The 14826-nt window shown below is 56.6% G+C and carries 13 protein-coding genes and 2 pseudogenes; 8 read left to right on the forward strand and 7 right to left on the reverse strand.

Translation table 11 applies throughout. The features are described 5' to 3' along the window. Nucleotides 1-102: 102 nt before the first annotated feature. Nucleotides 103-1053, forward strand: a complete 951-nt coding sequence (locus JNA92_RS23725) for a GlxA family transcriptional regulator (protein ID WP_241806965.1) — start codon at nt 103-105, stop codon at nt 1051-1053. 125 nt (nt 1054-1178) lie between these two features. Here JNA92_RS23725 and JNA92_RS23730 read toward each other — a convergent pair whose 3' ends face one another. Next, nucleotides 1179-1529 (reverse strand): helix-turn-helix domain-containing protein, encoded by a 351-nt coding sequence (locus tag JNA92_RS23730; RefSeq protein WP_241806966.1) that lies wholly within the window; start codon nt 1527-1529, stop codon nt 1179-1181. Nucleotides 1530-1947: 418 nt separating this feature from the next. Next, nucleotides 1948-2487, reverse strand: a pseudogene (locus JNA92_RS23735) (transketolase family protein); the annotation flags it as partial. 218 nt (nt 2488-2705) lie between these two features. Here JNA92_RS23735 and JNA92_RS23740 point away from each other — a divergent pair. Continuing rightward, nucleotides 2706-3488 (forward strand): EAL domain-containing protein, encoded by a 783-nt coding sequence (locus JNA92_RS23740; protein ID WP_241806967.1) that lies wholly within the window; start codon nt 2706-2708, stop codon nt 3486-3488. Nucleotides 3489-3604: 116 nt separating this feature from the next. Here the strand turns inward: JNA92_RS23740 and tnpC are convergent. The 4 genes and pseudogenes from tnpC to JNA92_RS23760 form a co-directional block, all read right to left on the reverse strand. Further along, nucleotides 3605-5013 (reverse strand): annotated as a pseudogene (tnpC, locus tag JNA92_RS23745) (IS66 family transposase). An 18-nt stretch (nt 5014-5031) separates the two neighbouring features. Next, entirely contained in the window at nt 5032-5391 is a 360-nt protein-coding gene (tnpB, locus tag JNA92_RS23750) for an IS66 family insertion sequence element accessory protein TnpB (RefSeq protein WP_241806968.1), read from the reverse strand. A gap of 44 nt (nt 5392-5435) precedes the next feature. Further along, nucleotides 5436-6245 carry a nickel import ATP-binding protein NikE gene (gene nikE, locus JNA92_RS23755; RefSeq protein ID WP_241806979.1) on the reverse strand — a complete coding sequence of 270 codons (810 nt, stop codon included), beginning with the start codon at nt 6243-6245 and terminating at the stop codon, nt 5436-5438. A gap of 98 nt (nt 6246-6343) precedes the next feature. Then, entirely contained in the window at nt 6344-7234 is an 891-nt protein-coding gene (locus JNA92_RS23760) for a LysR substrate-binding domain-containing protein (RefSeq protein WP_241806969.1), read from the reverse strand. Between the two features lie 221 nt (nt 7235-7455). Here JNA92_RS23760 and JNA92_RS23765 point away from each other — a divergent pair, with 221 nt between their 5' ends. From JNA92_RS23765 to hchA, 6 genes are all read left to right on the forward strand, one after another. Continuing rightward, nucleotides 7456-8574, forward strand: coding sequence for an ABC transporter ATP-binding protein (locus tag JNA92_RS23765; RefSeq protein ID WP_241806970.1), 1119 nt, complete (start codon nt 7456-7458; stop codon nt 8572-8574). Nucleotides 8575-8589: 15 nt separating this feature from the next. Further along, nucleotides 8590-9510 (forward strand): ABC transporter permease, encoded by a 921-nt coding sequence (locus JNA92_RS23770; RefSeq protein WP_241806971.1) that lies wholly within the window; start codon nt 8590-8592, stop codon nt 9508-9510. Continuing rightward, nucleotides 9510-10316, forward strand: coding sequence for an ABC transporter permease (locus JNA92_RS23775; protein ID WP_241806972.1), 807 nt, complete (start codon nt 9510-9512; stop codon nt 10314-10316). Before JNA92_RS23770 ends, JNA92_RS23775 begins: the two co-directional genes overlap by 1 nt. A 39-nt stretch (nt 10317-10355) precedes the next feature. Beyond that, nucleotides 10356-11390 carry an extracellular solute-binding protein gene (locus tag JNA92_RS23780; protein WP_431312481.1) on the forward strand — a complete coding sequence of 345 codons (1035 nt, stop codon included), beginning with the start codon at nt 10356-10358 and terminating at the stop codon, nt 11388-11390. A gap of 61 nt (nt 11391-11451) precedes the next feature. Continuing rightward, nucleotides 11452-12915: an amidase gene (locus JNA92_RS23785; protein ID WP_241806974.1), complete on the forward strand. Its 1464-nt coding sequence runs from the start codon at nt 11452-11454 to the stop codon at nt 12913-12915. 300 nt (nt 12916-13215) lie between these two features. Continuing rightward, nucleotides 13216-14094, forward strand: a complete 879-nt coding sequence (gene hchA / locus JNA92_RS23790) for a glyoxalase III HchA (protein ID WP_241806975.1) — start codon at nt 13216-13218, stop codon at nt 14092-14094. 263 nt (nt 14095-14357) lie between these two features. Here hchA and JNA92_RS23795 read toward each other — a convergent pair. Beyond that, a partial coding sequence (locus JNA92_RS23795) for an IS66 family transposase (RefSeq protein WP_241806976.1) occupies nt 14358-14826 on the reverse strand: 469 nt, incomplete at its 5' end.

The following is a 14826-nucleotide window of genomic DNA, read 5'->3' on the forward strand; positions in this document are numbered from 1 at the left end:
TCATGCTCCATTGTTTGGTGTGAAGCCATGATGCAGAAGGTCGCTTTCGTCTTGAATGACACATAAGATACGTTTTTAGGACATCGCGTAGGGAGTCATTCGATGCACCGGGTCGGCTATCTGATAACCGAAGGTTTCCAGGTCATGTCTTTGGCCACGCAATCTGTCTTCGAGTTTGCCAATATCGTTGCCGGCGAAACGGCTTACAAGATCCAGAATTTTTCCATAAAGGGCGGAACGGTGCGCTCCTCGCTGGGGATGTACATGGATACGCTTCCCTTGGGTGCGCCTGGCTTGGCCGACACCTGGATGATTACCGGGACGTTTACGCCACTGACGCCGCCGAGTGAAGAGGTACTTGCCAGTGTGCGAGGTTTTGTGGACGGTGCGCGGCGCACTGCAGGCCTGTGTACGGGCTGCTTCGTGTTGGCGCAGGCAGGTGTCCTGGACAATCGGCGGGCAACCACACATTGGGCCTATGCCAATAAGCTTCGTGAGCTGTACCCGAAAATCAAGGTCGAAGAAGACCGGATTTTCATCGTGGATGGGCCGATATGGACATCTGCGGGCATGACTGCCGCTCTGGACATGGCATTGGGGATGGTCGAAAAGGATCACGGCACTGAGCTGGCCCGGTCGGTGGCGCGGAAACTGGTCATGCATCAGCGCCGCTCCGGTGGGCAATCCCAGCATTCCGAACTGCTGACGCTTTCCCCTAAGTCTGACCGCATCCAGAGCGCCTTGGATTACGCACGCAAGCATCTTGGCCGGCCACTCAGCGTTGAGGAGCTTGCTGAAGTAGCGCATTTGAGCCCCAGGCAGTTCACCCGGGTCTTTACCGCAGAAACCGGACAATCACCGGCCAAAGCCGTAGAAAGCCTGCGCCTGGAAGCTGCCCGGTTGATGATCGAGCAGAGCCGGCACAGCTTGGATGTAGTGGCCAGAGAAACGGGGTTCAGGGATCGCCGACATATGCGGGAAGTGTTCATTCGTGGGCTTGGCGCTCCGCCTCAGGCAGTACGTAGGGATGCCAGGCGAGTGGTAACCGGATGAGGGAGGAGGGGCCGCCGGGGGCCCTCAGGTAGCCCAGGCCGAGATGCACACTGCGATGTGACTGGTCGCCGCCTCAGGCTGCTGCATATAAGCCCCGTGGCCAGCGCGAGGGAAGCTCACCAGCATCAGCGTCGGAGGCCGATAGGGTGCCAAGCGGATGGCACTGGGGCGGGCGACTTTTCTAAGCCCGCCAAGCCACCATCACGCTCCAGTTTCTCTATTTGCAAGCGAAGATCATCGATAAGCTCCGCTGAGGATCGACCAGATTCCAAGCTCAAGGTCAGTGTCAGTAGCGTCAGTGAGCTCACCCCCAGCCGCTGACTGACCTGCTCGAGTTTATCTAGCGTCAGGCTGGCTTTGCCCCCCTCCAGCTTAGAAAGAAACGTCCGACTGGTGTCACCAAAGTCACGCTGCGTGATTTTGCGCTGACTGCGTAGCGCCCGGAGGACAAGGGCGAAAGACGATTTCAGTGACATATGCGACCTCTCCGCTTGAGCGTGTCTTCGGTGAAATCCATATGGGATTTCTGCCTAACCTCGAAGCCCGTTGGCTTGCCTGGCCTTGCGGTCAGGAGGAGCTACCGCTCCAGTGAGACACTGTAGATGCATCCAGTATATCTCGCTAAGCGCGTGAGGAGAACATTTGTACTACTCGCGGTGATGGGCGAGGAACTGACGGCCTCTCGCGAAAAGATCGCCATGTTGGTATCGATGTGGACGGACGTCCAAGCTGAGCTGCAGCAAGCGGAGTCAGAATTGACACCGGCGAGGTAGGCGCTTCAGGTCAGCAGCGTGGCTTCTTGAGCATTCAGCAGCCCACCTTGTTCGTTGGGGTAGCACCGCCACGCTCTGACTTGTGAAAAAAAGGAGGGCTGTGTTGCCCTCCTTTGAGTCGTCAGATCCAGCTTTTGATCTGAGCGCAAACCGCCTCGGTAGAGATGCCGTACCGATCATGCAACGTCGGCAGTGCTCCTGCATCCAGGAAAGCATCCGGCAGGGCAATTTGACGGAAGGTGGGTGCCACTCCGTTGCGCAGCAGCAAGCCTGCGACCGCTTCGCCAAGGCCGCCAATGATCGAGTGGTTCTCGGCGGTAATCACCAAGCGCCCGGATTTACGGGCCTCGCTGAGAATTGCTTGTTCATCCAAAGGTTTGATGGTCGGTACATGTAGCACGGCCACGTCAATCCCGTCCTTTTGCAACTGTGCTGCCGCTTCCAGCGAGCGCATGGTCATTAGACCCGTTGAGATAATCAGCACGTCCCTGCCAGTGCGCAGCGTCTTGGCTTTGCCTATCTCGAACTTGTATCCGTATTCGTCTAGCACCAGCGGCACATTGCCGCGCAGCAAGCGCATGTACACGGGGCCCTGGTGTTCTGCAATGGCTGGCACTGCTTGTTCGATTTCCAAGGCATCACAGGGATCGACAATCATCAGGACTTTGTGTTTTGAAGTCGCGCTACCAGTCGACGCGGAGTACGGCTTCGCCTGGAGGCTTACCCTCTGTATCAAACCGTTAGCGGCTACCAGTTCTACCAGGCCGGCCCCCTTGAGCAGTCGGTTTACTGATAGATGGCTTGGATGGAAGGAGGTTGGCTTGTGATGCATATTCAAGCATCCTGCATAGCCATCCTCATCAAGCTCGACGATATCCCATGAGCAACTCTGTGTTCCCCCAGCCCTTTTCAGCGATGGGCTGCTCCCAGTGCCGTGACCTGGCCAGGCTGGATTTCGAAATTACTATGGCGTTCCAGCCAATAATCCATGTTCCTTCAGGCAGGCCGTTCGCTTATGAGGCGCTGGTTCGCGGTCTGGCCGGTGAAAGCGCTGCGGAAATTTTGGCCAAGGTATCTCCCAGCAATCTTTACCGCTTTGATCAGGCCTGTCGCGTCAAGGCCATTGAACAAGCGGCTGCACTCGGCTTGGGGCGGCAGACAGAGTGCAAATTGAGCATCAATTTCCTGCCCAATGCGGTCTACAGTGCCAGCACCTGCATCCGGGCTACCCTAGAGGCCACTCGAACATTCGACTTCCCCGCCAATCGGCTCATGTTCGAGGTGACCGAGGGCGAGCGGATCGAAGACACCGAGCACTTGAAATCCATCTTCAAGGAGTACGAGCGACAGGGCTTTACCACTGCAATAGATGATTTTGGCTCGGGGTACTCAGGGCTGAATCTACTGGCAGAATTTCAGCCGGCTGTGCTCAAACTGGACATGGCACTCACGCGGGGAATCTGCAAGGATTCAGTTCGCCAAGCCATTGTCGCCGGTATCGTTCTGGTGGCCGAGCGGTTGGGCATTACGCTTATCGCCGAAGGGATTGAGACTGACGAAGAGTGCCAAGCGTTGGCGACGCTGGGGATTGAGTTGATGCAAGGGTATCTGTTCGCCCGACCGCAGGTGAATGGATTGCCGTTGATTGAGCGGCTTTCTTGATGTTGCTCTAATAGAGTCCCTTCTTGCCAAAAGCGGCATCAAGCCGTATTCGAAAGAGAACTAACTAGAGCGAGTGCGATCCATGAACCCCACCTTCTAAAAGATAGGGCCTCAGCTTACTGTGGTATCTCTGGCGAGCAGTTCCATGGCAGCAAGGCTTCGTAGTCTGAGACCGACGACGCATACGGCAGGCGCTCAAGTACGTGGCGCAGCCACGGATTGGCAAATGGCCCGCTTCGACATACCGTTCCAGGCGGCTCCAGTTGTTTGCCAGGTAATGCACCGCCTTGCCCAATACGCTTTGCGGCGTCACCTGGGCGTACGTCTTGTCCAGCCAGCTTTTCAGCTGACCGAGGATCGGTAAGCTTCTTTCCTGGCGACCGATGAACCGCTGTTCGTCGCTGACCTCCTTGAGGTCGCGCTCGATGTCATACAGCTTATTGATCATCGTCAGCGCCACATCGGCTCGTCCGGTCTTACCCTTGGGCTGCACCTTTTGTGCTTCGACGAACTTGCGGCGCGCGTGAACCATGCATGCCAGTCGCTCGATACCGGGCTGCAACGCCAAAGCGTTGTAACCCGCATAATCGTCGGTCATCACATAGCCGCGATAGCCTTGCAGCAGACGCAATGGTACTTCCTGCGCACGGCTGGTGGTGTAGTCGAACAGCACAACTTGTCGATCGGGCGGACCACTGGCTTGCACCCACATCCAGGATTGGCTGGTCGGGTCTCGATCCGGTTCTTTCAACACCTGGACGCGGGTCTTTTCGCAATGAATCACCGGGCTTTCCAGCAGCCGATCACGCATCAGGTTCAACAGCGGCTGGAAGTATTTACTGCACTGGATCACCCAACGCGCCAGGGTTTGTCGTGGAACCTCGATGCCGTGGCGGGACAGCACACGTTCAAACCTGTGTAGCGGCAAGCCATCGACGTACTTGGTCGTCAGCAGCATGGCCAGCACGCTTGGGCTGGCCATGCTTTTTTCGATTAACTGGGCGGGCTTGTCAGCAGTGACAGGAGCAGTCTCGCAACCACGGCAGCCATAGATCTTGCGCACGTGTTTGAGTACGCGGATCTGCATCGGCACGATATCGAGCTGCTCGCTGGTTTCTTCGCCGATGACATGCTTGCGGCAACCGCAGGCGCAGGTCAGTTCGTGTTCGGGCAACTCATGGATAACTTCGATACGTGGCAGATTAGCCGCCAGTGACTTGCGCTTGCCACGGCGCTTGACCGGGACAACGACTTCTTCATCGGCATCATCGACTACAGCCAGCAGAGGGTCATTTTCCGCTTCATCGAACATGGCCAGTTGCGGCGTTTTGGGATCGACGGTTTGCTCGGACTTGCGGCCAAAGAAACGGTCACGCCATAACTTGATTTGCTCTTTCAGATCGTCAATTTGGACGATGTGGGCCTGATTGACTTCCTGCTCGCGCAAACGAGCAGCATAGCTCTCAAGCAATAATTGCTTGAGCAGGGCAGGATCGTCTGGGAGATTGTCGGGCACGGAAATCATGCCGCGGATTATACCGGGTCAGGCGACGTAGCGCGGAGTCAAAACCTGATGGGGACGGTTGCGCCAAAGGTCGAAACCGTCGAGCAGCCAATTGAGTTCTTGGACGGTCAGGACAATCGCTTCGTCGCTGGGCTCAGGCGACATTTTGAAGCGCTCGGCTTCCAGGCGCTTGAGCCAGAGGCAGAAGCCGTTGCGCTCCCAGTACAACACTTTGATCCGATTACGCACCTTGTTGAGGAAGACGAAGAGCACGGGGTCGAACACGGCGACTTTGATATCCAGTTCTACCAAGGCAGTAAGGCCGTCGATGGACTTTCGAAAGTCCACAGGCTTGGGGTAGAGGTAGACTTTTTCGACTTTGCTGTCGGGGCGCATCATGCAGGGCTGGCTCCAGAAGGAAATCGGGAGCACAGCATCGGGCATCAGGTAAGCGCTTTGAATGTGGGGTTCATGGAGCACTTACGTTCAGGCAGCACAGCGGCTTGCAATTGCTTCCCGGCCGGATGCTCGAACGACAAGTCGCCGCGCACGGTGCAGTCCTCGACAATGCTTCCTGCGTCCAGCACCACAACCCGCTGGCAGAAGTAGTGCACCAGGCTCAGATCGTGGGTGATCAGCACGAAGGCGGTCCCCTTGTCGCGACGCAGCGCTTGGAGCCGTTGTAACAGTTGCAGTTGCAGTTGCAGTTGCAGTTGCAGCACACGATCCAGATTCGAAAGCGCTTCGTCGAGTACCACCAGCTTTGGCGAGATCGCCAGTGCTCGGGCGATGTTGGCACGTTGCAACTGACCACCGCTGAGCTGTTGCGGCATGCTCGGCGCCCAGCCCATCTGCTTCAGCAGCTCCACTACCCGTGCGTGGCGGGCTGTCTCATTAAAGGCGCTCAGGTGACGCAGGGGCTTGGCGATACTCCAGCCGATGCTGCGCTGCGGGTTGAATGCGCCCGGCGCGTCCTGGAACACCAACTGCACGGTACGCTGGAAGGCCCGTGCCTGTTCGCCGCGCAGCTGATTGACGGGCTGTCCGGCGAAGGTCACCAGCCCTTGGCTAGGGGTTTCCAGCCCGAGCAGCAGGCGGGCGAGGGTACTTTTGCCACTGCCGCTACTGACCAGCAAAGCAAGCGATTCGCCCGCATGCAGCTGCAGGTCGATGCTGTCGAGTACTTGGAGCCAGCCGCGTTTGTGCAGCAGCCCGCCGGTGTGGTAGCGATGACTCAGATCGTGGGCGTGCAGACCAACCTAGTGAAAATCAGGGCCTGCCTGGTGGCAGGCCGTTACCGGCCCGAACACAAAAATACCGACAGTCCCTACCCTCGCCGGGAACAATTCACCTAGCCTCCAAATTCTCGATTCAACTCCGTCTGGAGCCAGACTATGAACCACTTGGCATCCTCGGAAAGCTCGTCATATGGCGTCAGTACCCTGTAACTCTCGAGCCTCACTTCAGTATTCACCGCCTTTACCAGCCTGCCTGCATCAAGCTCGTTTCTCACCAATATTTCGTTAGCCAGCGCAATACCCTGACCGCTCTCAGCCACTGCTAATGCGTGGTCATTGTTGACGTAGAGAATATCCGAGTCGAGGTGAAACTCTAAACCGTGAGCGCCAAACCAGAGATTCCACCACTCACCGTTATCGACGTGGATAAGATTATGTTTCACAAGGTCCGCGGGCGATGAAATAGTGCCGACTCTGGCGAGATAGGCCGGGGTGCAGATTGGGAAAACCTTCGGGCGGACTAGGGTGGCGCGGCACTCTGCATACTCGTCCTCCATGCCATAGACAATCCCAAGGTCGGTCGTCTTTTTGTCCACCTCGGTGAATGTCGAATTGGGTTCAATTGCGAACTTCAAACCAGGTCGCAACTGACGCATGCTTTCAATACGAGGCATCAGCCAGCGCTTGGCAAACCCCGGTACCACCATGATCCGCAGCCAGCGTTCGGCCTCTTTTGGTTGCGCTTCCCTGCCGGCCTCCATGATCAGCTGCAGGGCGGCGGCGATCTTGCGGTGGTACTTCTCTCCAGCAGGGGTAAGGTTGACCCCGCGAGAGGTACGCTCAAACAGTTGAATGCCTAGCCAGTCTTCCAGCAACTTTACGTGTCGGCCAATCGCCGGCTGGGTCACGTGCAGGGCTTTGGAGGCCTCGACATAACTGCCTAGACGGGCGGCTGCATCAAATGCACGCACCGCATTAAGCGGCGGCAAACGGTGGTCGGACATGTTGTTGGTACCTTTGGCTATTAAATTAACTAACACCCTCCATGTTTAAATTGAAGTATCGCCCTGCGCAAGCCCTGGCTGATAATCGAGCCACAGAGAACAAAAAAGCTGGTTTCACCACGTTCGCATTTTCGATCCTGCCAAAAAAATAACATCCATGGCCCGACTGATTGCCTGATCCGCAGCGCAACCGTAGGCGATGGGGGAATCGGAGGTTACGCATGAATGCCCTGCATTCGCTGCAAACGCTGGCGGTGTCGATCCGCTCGGTCCGCAAGGTCTACGGTGATCCAAACACCGGCCCGGTGGCATTGAAAAACATCGACTTGGACATTCACGATAACGAATTCTTTACCCTGCTCGGCCCTTCTGGCTGCGGCAAAACCACCCTGCTGCGGATGATCGCTGGCTTCGAGTTCCCTACCGAAGGCCAGATCATGCTTTACGGCGAGAACATCGCCGATCGTCCGCCGTTTAAGCGCCCGGTCAACACAGTGTTCCAGCATTACGCACTGTTCCCGCACATGACCATCGCCGAGAACCTGGCGTTCGGCCTTGAATCACACCCCATGGGCAAAATGTTCAACAAAGCACAGATCGCCGATCGGGTTGACGAGATGCTCGCGCTGGTTCAGATGCAACGCTTTGCCAATCGCAAGCCTGCTCAGTTGTCTGGCGGTCAGCAACAGCGTGTGGCGCTGGCCCGTGCATTGGCACCGCATCCGAAAGTTCTGCTGCTGGATGAGCCGCTGTCGGCACTCGACCTCAAGCTGCGCCAAGCCATGCGCGAAGAGCTTAAAAGCATTCAGGCCAAGACCGGTATCACCTTCATCTTCGTCACGCACGACCAAGAGGAGGCGCTGACCATGTCCGACCGTATCGCCGTACTGTCCGAAGGCGAAGTCCAGCAGGTCGGCCGACCGGAGGACATCTACGAGCGGCCGTGCAATCGCTTTGTCGCCGACTTCATTGGTGAAACCAACTTCATCGAAGGCACCGTCACCCATGCACAGGCGGGCCAAGCATGGTTTACCGGCCCAGCCGGTTATCCGTTACCGGCGCAACCGTGCGCAGACGTAACCGTCGGGGCCCGTGTGACCCTCTCGGTGCGCCCTGAGCGGCTGCACCTGGTACCTGCCGAGACTGAAGCGGCACTGCCGTGCCGGATCGAAGCTCAGATTTATCTGGGTACCGACCTGCAATATCAGGTCAGCCTCAGCGACGGGGCGCGCCTCACCGTACGCACCCCCAACAGCGTCGACCAGAGCCTGCGCTTTGTCGTCGGCAGTCTGGCCGGTCTGCTGTTCGACCGGGGAAGCGCCAGCGTCCTGCACGACTGAGCCCGAGGAGTTGTCATGCACGCCTTACCCATAACCAACTCGCTTGAACGCCGACGGGCATTGCAGAGCTTCCTCGGTGTCAGTCCGGCGCTGATCGCCATCGCTCTGTTTCTGGTAGTACCGATCCTGATCGTCATCGGTTATTCGCTGATGGAAGCCAACCCCTACGGCGGGGTGAACAAGGTATTCAGCGTCGATGCTTACATTTCGCTGCTGTTTGAACGGCAAATGGACGACAGTCTAGTCTTCGCCGACTCTTACCTGATCATTGCCCTGCGCTCGGTCGGCATCGCCGGCCTGACCACGGTCATCACGCTATTGATCGGTTTTCCGGTGGCGGTGTGGCTGGCTATGCAGCCGGCCCATCGGCGTGGCCTGCTGATCTTCCTGATCACCGTACCGTTCTGGGCCAACCTGTTGATTCGCACGTATGCGTGGATTCTGCTGCTGCGAAATACCGGGGTGATCAATAACAGTTTGATGGGCATGGGCGTGATCCATGAGCCGTTGCAGTTGCTGTACACCGACGGCGCCGTGTTGCTGGGGCTGGTCTACACCTATGCACCGTTCGTGGTGTTGCCAATCTACGCGACGCTGGAAAAGATGGATGTTCGCTTGCTCGAAGCTGCTCAGGACCTGTACGCAGGGCGCGTACGCACCCTGCGCAAAGTGGTTTTGCCGATCGCCAAACCAGGCATTCTCGCCGGGGCCATCCTTACTTTCGTGCCTTGCCTAGGTGCGATGATCGCCCCGGAACTGCTTGGCGGTGGTACGCGGATGATGCTCGGCAACCTGATTTTCCGGCAATTCAGCGATGCGCGTAACTGGCCGTTTGGCGCCGCACTGTCGCTGGTGTTGATGGCCGCCGTGATGCTGGTGCTGACGATTTATGCCCTGCGCGCCGAGCGCCAGCGCATCGCCAAAGGAGGTGCGTAATGCTTGCTCTGTTCAATCGCCAAGGGTTGGGCATACGAGACTTTCCCGGGTTCGGTGGCTTCAGTTTCCTGTTCTACCTGTACCTTTATGCACCGATCGTGGTGCTGGTGGTGTTCTCGTTCAACGCTAATCAGTCGGCGACTGTCTGGACCGGTTTCAGCCTTGACTGGTATCGCGCTGCTTTCGCCAACCAGGCCTTGCGCCAGGCTGCCGGCAACAGTCTGCTGATCGCCGTATGCGCCAGCATGATCGCCACAGCGCTTGCCACCCTTGCCGCCCTTGGTACTTCGCGAGGTGCCAAGTTCAAGGGGCTGCAACTGTCGATGGGTGCGATCATGCTGCCCTTGGTACTGCCGGAAATCGTCGTTGGAGTGGCGACGCTGGCGCTGTTTTCCACCATCGGCCTTTCGCTCGGTTACGGCAATTTGATCATCGCTCATACGGTGTTCTGCATTCCTTTCGCCTACCTGCCCATTCGTGCGCGGCTCAACGACATGGACCTGTCGCTGGAACAGGCCGCAGGGGACCTCTATGCCGGGCCGTGGCGAACCTTCCGTAAGGTCACCTTGCCGCTGCTGATGCCGGGGATTTTCTCTGGGCTGATGCTGGCCTTTATCGTCTCGCTGGATAACTTCGTGATCTCGATGATGGTTTCGCAGGCGGGCACGACCACCTTGCCGATCTTCATTTTCGGCCTGCTGCGCATGGGTGTGACACCCGACGTCAATGCCGTGTCGACCCTGATCCTGGGTGTGTCGGTGCTGTTTGTCAGTCTCTCTTACCTGCTGGGCAAAAAGAACATCTGAACTTTCCAGGAATCATGAGGAAATAGCATGAACAAGTGGATGAAAAACGTTGGCACTTCTTTGTTCCTTACTGTGCCGATGGTCATGGCCGGCACTGTGCAGGCCGTCGAAAAACTCAACGTGGTCAGCTGGAGCGGTTACTTCTCGCCAGAGATCCTCGCCAAATTCCAGAAGCAGACCGGGATTGAGGTCACGGTTGATTCCTACGACTCCAACGAAACCCTGCTGGCAAAGTTGAAGCAAGGTGGTGCCGGGTATGACGTGGCGATTCCGTCGCACCAGTTCATCCCGATCCTGATCAAGGAAAACCTGCTGGAGCGCTTCGATCCGGTGAAACAGCCCTATTACGCCAGCGTAGTGGATAACCTGAAAAATCCGAGTTGGGACCCGGACGGCGCGTATTCGATGCCGTTTATCTGGGGCACTACCAGCATCGTGCTCGACACCGCACGTTATAAAGGCCCTGCAGACAGCTATAAAGTTTTATATGAGCCGCCCGCCGAGTTGCAGGGGCGGATCAACATGTTCGATTCGGTCAGTGACATGGTCGACATGGCCAGCCTGTACCTGAACATTCCGTTGTGCAGCGAAGACCCGAAACAGATGCAGCAGGTTCTGAGCTTGCTCAAGGCACAAAAGCCGTTCGTGAAGACATACAGTTCAAAGGCGGGGTCGATTCGTGAAAACCTTGCCTCGGGTGAAATAGATATGTCGATGTTCTGGGGGGGGTCATCCATGCGTGCGCGGGAGATGAAGCCGACGCTGAAGTATCTCTACCCGAAAGAAGGCGTACTGGCATGGGTCGACAATATGGTCATCCCCGCCGGTGCCAAGCACCCGGAGAATGCCAAGGCATTCATCGCCTTCCTCAGCCAGCCGGAAAACTCGGCGATGACGCAGCGTTTCCTCAAGCACCAAAGCCCGATCAAAGGCGTCGAACCGTTTCTCGATGCATCGCTCAAGGAAGCGCCGGAATTGCACATTCCCGAGGGCACCCACGTGGTGTTCAGCAAGACCTGTGGCGAGGGCGCGATCCGTCTGGCCGATCGTCTCTGGACCAACTTGATGCGTTGATCCCTGCCGCCCCGGCACAAAGCCGGGGCGTTTCTCCAGCAGTCTGAAAGGCGCCGTAGTCATGAATTCCAATCACATTAGCGAACTGGTCCTGCTGCAGGCCCATGAGCTCGCCGAACGTATTCGCCTGCGCCAGGTGTCTTGCCGAGAAGTCATGCAGACTTATCTCGCCCATATCGAACGTTTCAACCCATTGGTGAATGCGCTGATCAGCCTGCAATCACCTGAAAGCCTGTTGGCTCAAGCCGATGCGCGCGACGCCGAACTGGCCCGTGGCGCATACCGCGGCTGGATGCATGGCCTGCCTCATGCGATCAAGGACTTGTCACTGACGCAAGGGATCCGCACCACCTTCGGTTCACCGTTGTTCAAGGATTACATGCCCGACCGCGACGGCATCATGGTCGAGCGGATCAAGGCTGCTGGCGCGATAATAATTGGCAAAACCAACACCCCTGAGTTCGGGCTTGGTTCGCAAAGCTATAACCCGTTGTTCGGCCCTACCGCTTGCGCGTATGACTTGAGCAAAACGGCGGGTGGCAGCAGCGGCGGCGCGGCGGCTGCACTGGCGATGCATCTAGTACCCGTGGCCGATGGCAGCGACATGATGGGTTCGCTGCGTAACCCGGCGGCGTTCAATAACATCTTCGGGTTTCGACCGTCCCAGGGGCGGGTGCCGTTCGATGACAGCGCGGATCTGTTTTTCGACCAGCTCGGTTACGAAGGCCCGATGGCGCGCAGTGTTAAGGATGCGGCGTTGCTTCTATCGGTGCAGGCCGGTGGGGATGCGCGAGCACCGTTGTCGATCGGCGAATCCGGTACAGCCTTTGCCATGCCTCTAGAGAGAGAATTCAAAGGTACACGCATTGGCTGGCTTGGCGACTTCAACGGTTACCTGCCGATGGAACGGGGTATTCTTGAGCTGTGCGAGAAAACCTTTGCTGACTTTGAAGGTGTAGGCTGCCATATCGAAGCCGTACAACCAGACTTCGCCCCCCAGAAGCTTTGGGGCAGTTGGCGCACGTTGCGCCACTGGATGGTGGCTGGGTCGTTGGGGGCGGCCTATGCCGATCCGCAAAAGCGCGCTCAGCTCAAGCCGGAAGCCTGCTGGGAGATAGAAAATGGTCTGAAACTTTCAGCCAGTGAAGTATTCGCCGCGTCGGTAACGCGCAGCGACTGGTATCGGGCCATCTCGCGGCTTTTCGAGCAGTACGACTACCTGCTATTACCCAGTGCCCAGGTTTTCCCGTTTGACAAAACGCTGCCATGGCCGACGGCTATCAAGGACGTGAGCATGGACACCTATCACCGCTGGATGGAGGTCGTCATCCCAGGCACCTTGTCTGGCTGCCCGGTAGCGAATGTACAAGCAGGTTTTAGTGAAAGCGGGCTTCCAATGGGCCTGCAGATCATAGGTCGGTATCAGGCCGATCTTGCGGTCCTGCAACTCGCACACGCCTATGAGCTGGCAAGCGATTGGTACAAGCGTCATCCTTCTCCATTACTCAAGGATGTTCAGCTTTAATACAGAAGGATTCGAGTAGGGGCTGTACGAATTGCAGCGCACGGGTGGTAGTGGGGAGTTGATTGAATGAGTACGGGCGTGCTCTGCTTAACCATGGGTCGGGAGAAAAAATCTCCACAGGCCTGTCCACGAATGCCCATTTGACGGTACTGAAGCTAGGGACATTGAAACCATCGGTCGGTGCCTTGACCGCCTTGCTGATGTACTAAAGTTTTAAGTTGATTCGAAATTGACGAGCTGTACGGTTAGGGGGATACCCTCTAATATGATTATATTTTGCCAGCCACGACGGAGTAAGCTATGAGTAATTCACAAGCTGAAGATAAGCGCCCAGCCGAGGATCCCGCAGAGGACAATGCTTTTTTCCCCTCGCCTTATTCGCTAAGCCAATTTACTTCGAAAAAATCTGATCTCAGAGATGCCGATTACCCTGATCCCTATAAAGGTGGTCGGTGGAAAATTTTGGTCATTGGTGCTGACGAGCGTTATTTATTGACTGATAATGGCACCATGTTTTCTACAGGCAATCACCCTGTAGAGACGTTATTGCCAATGTACCATTTGGATAAAGCAGGTTTCGAATTTGAAGTTGCGACCCTGTCAGGGAATCCGGTGAAGTTCGAGTTCTGGGCAATGCCGTCTGAAGATGTCGAGGTGAAGGGGCTATACTCTAGGTTTCGTGAAGATTTCAAGCAGCCTAAAAAACTTGCTGAAATTATCGACCAAGTAACAGGTGACGATTCTGATTACATCGGGGTGTTCATTCCCGGTGGCCATGGCGCTCTTATTGGGTTGCCAGAAAGTTTCGATGTGAAACGGGTGCTTGAGTGGGCGCTTGAGAAAGAAAAGTTTGTGATCTCGTTGTGCCATGGGCCGGCTGCGTTAATCTCTGCAGGCTTGGGGGAGAGCCCAGATAGCTATATTTTGAACGGATACAAAATTTGTGCATTCCCTGACGATCTGGATGCGAAAACGCCGGATATTGGATACATGCCGGGGCACTTGACCTGGAAGTTTGGTGAAAAACTAAAAGCCTTAGGCGTCGAGATAATCAACAAGGATATTTCTGGAGCAGTTCATAAGGACCGTAAGCTGCTGACCGGTGACAGTCCATTGGCTGGTAATGCTTTAGGTAAGCTGGCGGCAACTGAATTGTTGAAAGAGGTCGCAGGGCAATGATATCCGGTCTAGCCGATGTTGCTGTGCAAGCAGCCTTTGAATTGGAGCAAGCATCGTTGCTTCCGTTGATCAAGGATCCTGTTCATGCTTTCGCCAAGCGCTTCGGCTAAAACCGTTTTTATCGCTCTATCCTGACCGGCATCAGCCAGGCCGCTCATCTCAATCACGGTCCCAGTAGGGGGCGCATCCCAGTCGACCACCACGGAGCGTCCAATTCCTGGTAAGCGCTCCATAAACCCCACCGAACTCAATATGGGTGGCGCTCAGCTAGGCGATGCAAGTGAGCAGCTCCACGGCAGCAAGGCTTCGTAATCTTCGATCGATGTCGCCGTTGGCAGACGTTCGAGTGCGTGGCGCAGCCACGCATAAGGCTCTTGGCCGTTGGCTTTGGCGGTCTCAACCAGGCTGTAAAGTTGTGCACTGGCCGTTGCGCCCTTGGGCGTGTCGCTAAAAAGCCAGTTCTTTCTTCCGATCACGAAGGGGCGGATCGCGCGTTCGGCGGCGTTGTTGTCGAGCGGCAGGTAGCCTTCCTCGACATATCGCTCCAGCTTGCTCCAGTTACTTGCGAGATAACAGATGGCTTTGCGAGCGAACCATAGACGGCAACTGTAGTGGTCTAATGATTCCGGACACCCATTTAGGCGAGAATGCTCGCCACAGAGAGGTGTCTGATGACCAAGCAACGCCGTACCTTTACCCCTGAGTTCAAACGCGAAGCTGCCTGCCTGGTGC

The organism is Pseudomonas putida (assembly GCF_022627325.1).
GTDB classification, from domain to species: Bacteria; Pseudomonadota; Gammaproteobacteria; order Pseudomonadales; family Pseudomonadaceae; genus Aquipseudomonas; species Aquipseudomonas putida_X.

Coding starts and splice junctions, on each gene's coding strand:
- JNA92_RS23775 (WP_241806972.1), top strand. CDS start 9,510: ATGCTTGCTCTGTTCAATCGCCAAGGGTTGGGCATACGAGACTTTCCC.
- JNA92_RS23785 (WP_241806974.1), top strand. CDS start 11,452: ATGAATTCCAATCACATTAGCGAACTGGTCCTGCTGCAGGCCCATGAG.
- JNA92_RS23760 (WP_241806969.1), bottom strand. CDS start 7,234: ATGTCCGACCACCGTTTGCCGCCGCTTAATGCGGTGCGTGCATTTGAT.
- JNA92_RS23770 (WP_241806971.1), top strand. CDS start 8,590: ATGCACGCCTTACCCATAACCAACTCGCTTGAACGCCGACGGGCATTG.
- hchA (WP_241806975.1), top strand. CDS start 13,216: ATGAGTAATTCACAAGCTGAAGATAAGCGCCCAGCCGAGGATCCCGCA.
- JNA92_RS23740 (WP_241806967.1), top strand. CDS start 2,706: ATGAGCAACTCTGTGTTCCCCCAGCCCTTTTCAGCGATGGGCTGCTCC.
- JNA92_RS23730 (WP_241806966.1), bottom strand. CDS start 1,529: ATGTCACTGAAATCGTCTTTCGCCCTTGTCCTCCGGGCGCTACGCAGT.
- JNA92_RS23780 (WP_431312481.1), top strand. CDS start 10,356: ATGAAAAACGTTGGCACTTCTTTGTTCCTTACTGTGCCGATGGTCATG.
- tnpB (WP_241806968.1), bottom strand. CDS start 5,391: ATGATGCGCCCCGACAGCAAAGTCGAAAAAGTCTACCTCTACCCCAAG.
- JNA92_RS23725 (WP_241806965.1), top strand. CDS start 103: ATGCACCGGGTCGGCTATCTGATAACCGAAGGTTTCCAGGTCATGTCT.
- JNA92_RS23765 (WP_241806970.1), top strand. CDS start 7,456: ATGAATGCCCTGCATTCGCTGCAAACGCTGGCGGTGTCGATCCGCTCG.